The sequence below is a fragment of the Bacillus cereus group sp. Bc010 genome (genome assembly GCF_027716745.1).
GTDB lineage: Bacteria > Bacillota > Bacilli > Bacillales > Bacillaceae_G > Bacillus_A > Bacillus_A pacificus.
The window spans coordinates 1-5,677 of the sequence record NZ_JAQFUY010000073.1 but is presented as its reverse complement, the minus strand read 5'-3'; the positions used below and the strand labels follow the sequence as shown (position 1 = coordinate 5,677).

Below are 5,677 nucleotides of genomic sequence, written 5' to 3'. Positions count from 1 at the left end.
GGGGTCCCGCCAACCAAATGACATAAAACCCACGTTAAGACATTTTTTGGAATTCAAATCCTTGATTTAGGTACGCTAAGGGTTGTAACTAAAATGAATATTTTTGCTATAGACGGCAATATTAGGGTGAGTACCAGCGAAGCTGTCACCATTTGCAATAAGGATACGTTAAGATTACAATAAGTTGTTTAAGTTTAACACTTACAATACGCATATCCACCGTACTGTTTTAGATTGATAATATATATTTTCATACTTAGATTCCATTATTATGTATAATAAAGTTAAAAAAATAATGACGCCACTTATGGAGAGTGTATTATGTCAAAAAATGATTCTACCAATTTCGTTTTACATGCAAAAAGTGACCAATTTTACTGGGAAGGAATTGGCCAACTGTCCATAAAAACATTTTCAAATGGTAAAGCCCATTATAAGACTAATAAAGGCATGTTTGCTGTTGAAGAAAGTAGATACCTACTCCTTAATAAAGGTTCATACACAATTTCAATTGATGAAACGAAGGATGTGGAATCTTTTTGTATTTTCTTTAAAGATGGGTTTGAAGCCGAGGTCTTTAATTCATTAAAAGAAACAAACGATAATCTTCTAAACGATCCATTTATGGATACGAGTTCTATTGTTTTTTTTGATAAAACCTATCATAAAAATAATACTTTATCTTTTCAACTTGAAACTTTCAAACATATTTTACCTAGTCTCGAAATTAATTCTGTTGGTTATGAGGAACAATTTCATAAGTTAATGCAATATATTTTGAATGAACATTTTAATACATACAAGGAAGTTGAATCTTTAAGTGCAATAAGGACCTCTACACGTGAAGAATTATATAGAAGGATATGTATAGCCCATGATTACATAAGAGCTTATTATGACAAAACTATTAAATTAAATGACATTGCACGAATTTCTTGTCTATCTCCAAATCATTTATTAAGAACATACACACAAATATATGGTAAAACTCCTCATCAGCATATTTCAGAGTTTAGAGTAACAAAAGCAAAACAACTATTATCAGAATTAAGTAATAATATGACCGATATAACCTTTAAACTTGGATTTCAAAATCCTGTATCCTTTAGCAAAATGTTTAAGCAACATGTTGGCATATCTCCTAAAGAATATCGAAAAAAGGTGATATTGGATAAGAAAAATTAGGTAAAATAATTTATCCTTTTAATAATAAGATATTTTGAAGGGAGCAAATTTTTATGGAAACTAATATAATCCAAAAAATTGGACAAATTGGAGTACCTGTAAAAGATTTAAATAGAGCACTAGATTTTTATAAAGAAAAATTAGGTCTCTCACTTTTGTTTAACACTAATAGTATGGCATTCTTTGAATGCAACGGATTGCGTCTCATGTTAACACTTCCAGAAAAAGAGGAATTCGCTCTTTCAAGTTCAGTAATTTATTTTGAAGTAAATAATATTAAAGATACTTATGAACGCTTATTAGGTAAAGAAGTTACTTTTATCGACGAACCACATGTTGTAGCTAAAATGGGACAAACAGAAACATGGATGGTATTTTTTCAGGATACTGAAGACAATACTCATGCATTGCTGAGTGAAGTAGAAGCTTAAGAAAAACAAAAGGAGACCGTCTAAATAACCCGCATGGTCTCCTTCATTTTATGTTAGCCTATGTAGTACTTCATAATCTAGAGTTAGTTTTTAACTTTACTACTTTTTTATAGAGTAGTATTTTTTATGATATCACCGTAACAAAAACGACCATTATTGTTACAATAATTAGTAATAAACTTTTAGTCTAATTAACTTGCATAACGAGCGTAACAAAAATATGTAACAATATTATTTGTAACAATATCCTCATTGAATCGTTTTTGATACAATTTTTAGTAAGGGAGATGATAAACATGAAGTTTGGTTATATGCGTGTTTCTACATTAGACCAAAATTTGGATCGCCAAAAGAAACAACTTGAAGAGTTTGGATGCGATCGTATTTTCTTCGAAAAAATAACCGGTACAAAACGAAACCGTCCAGAGTTAAATAGTATGCTAGAATTTCTTCGTCCAGAAGATACAATTGTTGTAACAGATTTAACTCGATTATCACGTTCTACAAAAGATCTCATTGAAATCACGGAACATATTTCTCAAAAAGGTGCTCACTTGAAAAGTTTAAAGGAATCATGGCTCGATACAGCAACAGCACATGGAAAAATGTTATTTACTATTTTCGCTGGTATTGCTCAATTTGAACGAGATTTAACTTCTGAGCGGACCAAGGAAGGGATTCAGGCTGCAAGGAAGCGAGGGAAACATCCTGGAAGACCAAAAATGGATGAGGAAAAGATTGATTATGCTTTATATCTTATTAATCAAGGTATGAGTCGTACAGATGCTGCAGAGAAAGCCGGTATCTCTAGAATGACTTTGTATCGCAAGATGCAACAAGATACTATGGCCAACTGATAATCTAATGAAGAAACTGAGTAGTTAAATTAAATAGTTTACAAAGATGTTAGCATGACAAGAAAATACTTCAACCTAACATCCATTGAGCTACGGCATCCTATAGACAAGGTATTTTCTTGTATTTTAGAAAGGAGAAAACTATGTCTTCAAAACGTGCAAGAGAATTATTGACGTCAGAACAGCGTTTAGAGTTTGCATCTATTCCAGAACAAATTAGTGAGTATGAATTAGGAAGTTACTACACCTTGTCCCCTCATGATATAGAAATTATCAAGCGTCATCGTCGAGATCATAATAAGTTAGGATTTGCTTTACAGCTTTGTGTATTGAGATTTCCTGGTTGGACCTTATCAGATATTCAACATATACCCGATTGTGTTGTGAATTATATAGCCAAACAACTCCAAATTAATGCGAAAGAAATACATATATATGCAGAACGTGAGCAAACGAAACATGAGCATCTCGAAGAAATTAGAAGAGAATATGGATTTCGGAACTTCACCATTCGTGAATATCGTGTTGTGTCTCAAGTCTTATTACAATATGCATTAGAGAATGGGAATGCTCTACATTTAATTCAGATAACCATTGAAGAATTAAAAAAGAGAAAAATTATTTTACCAGCTATGACAACAATAGAACGAATGGTATGGGAAGTTCGAAGACGTGCAGAAGTAAAGATTTTTCGATTACTTAATTCTTCTCTAGCTATGGAACATATTCAAAAATTAAACTGTCTTCTACTTCCGATGGAAGACAGTACCAAAACATATTTGGCATGGTTGCGAGAAATACCAAGCTCTCATTCCCCCGATTCTTTTCTCAAAGTAGTTGAAAAACTTGAATATATTCGAAATTTACAATTGCAAATTGACACAAAGACCTTACATCCAAACAGATTACGACAATTATCTAAAATTGGTTCAAGATATGAACCCCACTCTTTTCGAAGGTTTGATGATTCTAAAAAATATGCTATTTTGGTTGTTTATCTTCTAGAATTAATTCAAGATTTGACGGACCAAGCATTTGAGATACATGATCGTCAGATTATGTCTTTATTATCCAAAGGAAGAAAAGCGCAAGAAGAACGACAAAAACAAAATGGGAAATCAATTAATGAAAAAGTGGTTCACTTTGCTAACCTCGGAGAAGCGCTCATTAAAGCTAGAGATGAGGGTACAGATCCTTATATAGTATTAGAAATGATAATGCCTTGGGAAAAGCTAGTTCAATCTGTAGAAGAAGCAAAGCAATTAGCACGTCCAATCGACTATGATTATCTAGACTTATTAGAGAAGAAATTCTACACATTGAGAAAGTATACACCCCTCTTGTTAAAATCATTTGAGTTTCATTCTACGAAATCAGCAGAGCCCTTAATTCGTGCAATTCACACGGTTAGAGAAATGAACGAAACAGGTAAACGGAAAGTACCGGAAGGTGCCCCTCTTGATTTTGTATCAAATAGATGGCAAAAGCACGTATATGATGAAGATGGAACCATTAACAGGCATTATTATGAAATGGCTGTTTTAACTGAACTACGAAATTCTATTCGGTCAGGCAATATATCTATTAGTGGTAGTAGACAACATAAGGATTTTGATGAGTACCTTATTTCAAAAGAAGAGTGGAACGAGATTCAGCCTGGAACATCCGAGTTAGCTGTTAGTCTATCTGCTCATGAATATTTAGAAGAACGAACATCTTCATTATTAAAACGCTTAAAATGGGTGTCAAATCATATAGGCGAATTAAATGGGGTAAGTTTAGAGAATGGTAGACTGCATTTAAGCCGTTTGGAAAAAGATACACCACAAGAAGCAAAAGAATTTAGCTCATCTCTTTATGACTTACTTCCACGTGTGAAGCTCACTGACTTATTAATGGAAGTAGCTCATTGGACCGGTTTCCATGAACAGTTTGTTCATGCTTCAACCAATCGTATTCCAAATGAAGAAGAAACCACTATTCTAATGGCTGCGCTTATGGCATTGGGAACAAACATAGGTATGACAAAAATGGGTGAAGCTACACCTGATATTTCCTATAGACAAATGGCAAATGCAACACAATGGAGGTTATATGAGGATGCAATGAGTAAAGCACAATCTGTACTCGTTAATTTCCATCATAAATTATCTCTTTCCTCCTATTGGGGAGATGGAACAACATCTTCATCAGACGGCATGCGTGTGCAAATTGGTGTTTCTGCACTTCATGCAGATGCTAATCCTCATTATGGTACTGGAAAAGGTGCTACAATTTATCGTTTTGTCAGTGACCAATTTTCAAGTTTTTATACAAAGGTTATTAATACAAACGCTAGAGATGCTGTACATGTCATTGATGGACTCCTTCATCATGAGACAGATTTAGCGATTGAAGAACATTATACAGATACAGCCGGTTATACTGATCAAGTTTTTGGTTTAGCCCATTTACTTGGTTTTCGTTTTGCACCGCGTTTACGAGATCTAGCTGACTCAAAGCTTTACACGATAGGAAAATCTAGTGATTTTCCACAAATAGAAAAATTATTGCGCGGTCAAATCAATATAAATGTTATTCAAAAAAATTACGATGATGTATTACGATTAGCTCATTCTATTCGGAAGGGTACTGTATCTGCTTCTCTTATTATGGGAAAGCTTGGTTCTTACGCTCGGCAAAATAGCTTGGCTACAGCACTTCGTGAGATGGGAAGAATTGAAAAAACAATTTTCATTTTAGATTATATCTCAAGTGAAACATTAAGAAGAAAAATTCATCGTGGATTAAATAAAGGTGAAGCTATGAATTCTTTGGCTAGATCTATTTTTTTCGGAAAACGTGGCGAATTGCGTGAACGTGCGCTTCAGGATCAACTTCAAAGAGCTAGTGCATTAAATATTATTATTAATGCCATTAGTATATGGAATACGGTATATTTAACCAAGGCAATAGAATATAAAAAAGAGAACGGTGTCTTGCATGAAGAATTGCTACATCATATTTCACCGCTTGGCTGGGAACATATCAACTTCCTTGGTGAATATAAATTCAAATTTAAGCAATCAACTACATTAGAAACATTACGACCACTCCGAAAATAAAACACAAAAGCCGAAATTCCTTAACGTGGGAAAATCGGCTTTTTACCTTCCAAAAAATGTCTTAGCGTGGGTTTTATGTCATTTGGTTGGCGGGACCCCT

Annotated in this window: 4 protein-coding genes; all 4 read left to right on the top strand. The window is 33.7% G+C overall.

All coding sequences use genetic code 11. The features are described 5' to 3' along the window. The first annotated feature begins 321 nt into the window (after positions 1-321). Entirely contained in the window at positions 322-1,185 is an 864-nt protein-coding gene (locus tag PDQ68_RS28205) for a helix-turn-helix domain-containing protein (RefSeq protein WP_000041618.1), read from the top strand. A gap of 53 nt (positions 1,186-1,238) precedes the next feature. Beyond that, positions 1,239-1,616, top strand: coding sequence for a VOC family protein (locus PDQ68_RS28200; protein WP_000449612.1), 378 nt, complete (start codon positions 1,239-1,241; stop codon positions 1,614-1,616). A 296-nt stretch (positions 1,617-1,912) separates the two neighbouring features. Beyond that, a complete protein-coding gene (locus PDQ68_RS28195) occupies positions 1,913-2,473 on the top strand; it encodes a recombinase family protein (RefSeq protein WP_000668449.1) in 561 nt (186 codons plus the stop codon). 143 nt (positions 2,474-2,616) lie between these two features. Then, on the top strand, positions 2,617-5,577 hold the full coding sequence (locus PDQ68_RS28190) for a Tn3 family transposase (RefSeq protein WP_000095762.1): 2,961 nt from the start codon (positions 2,617-2,619) through the stop codon (positions 5,575-5,577). Positions 5,578-5,677: the final 100 nt, after the last annotated feature.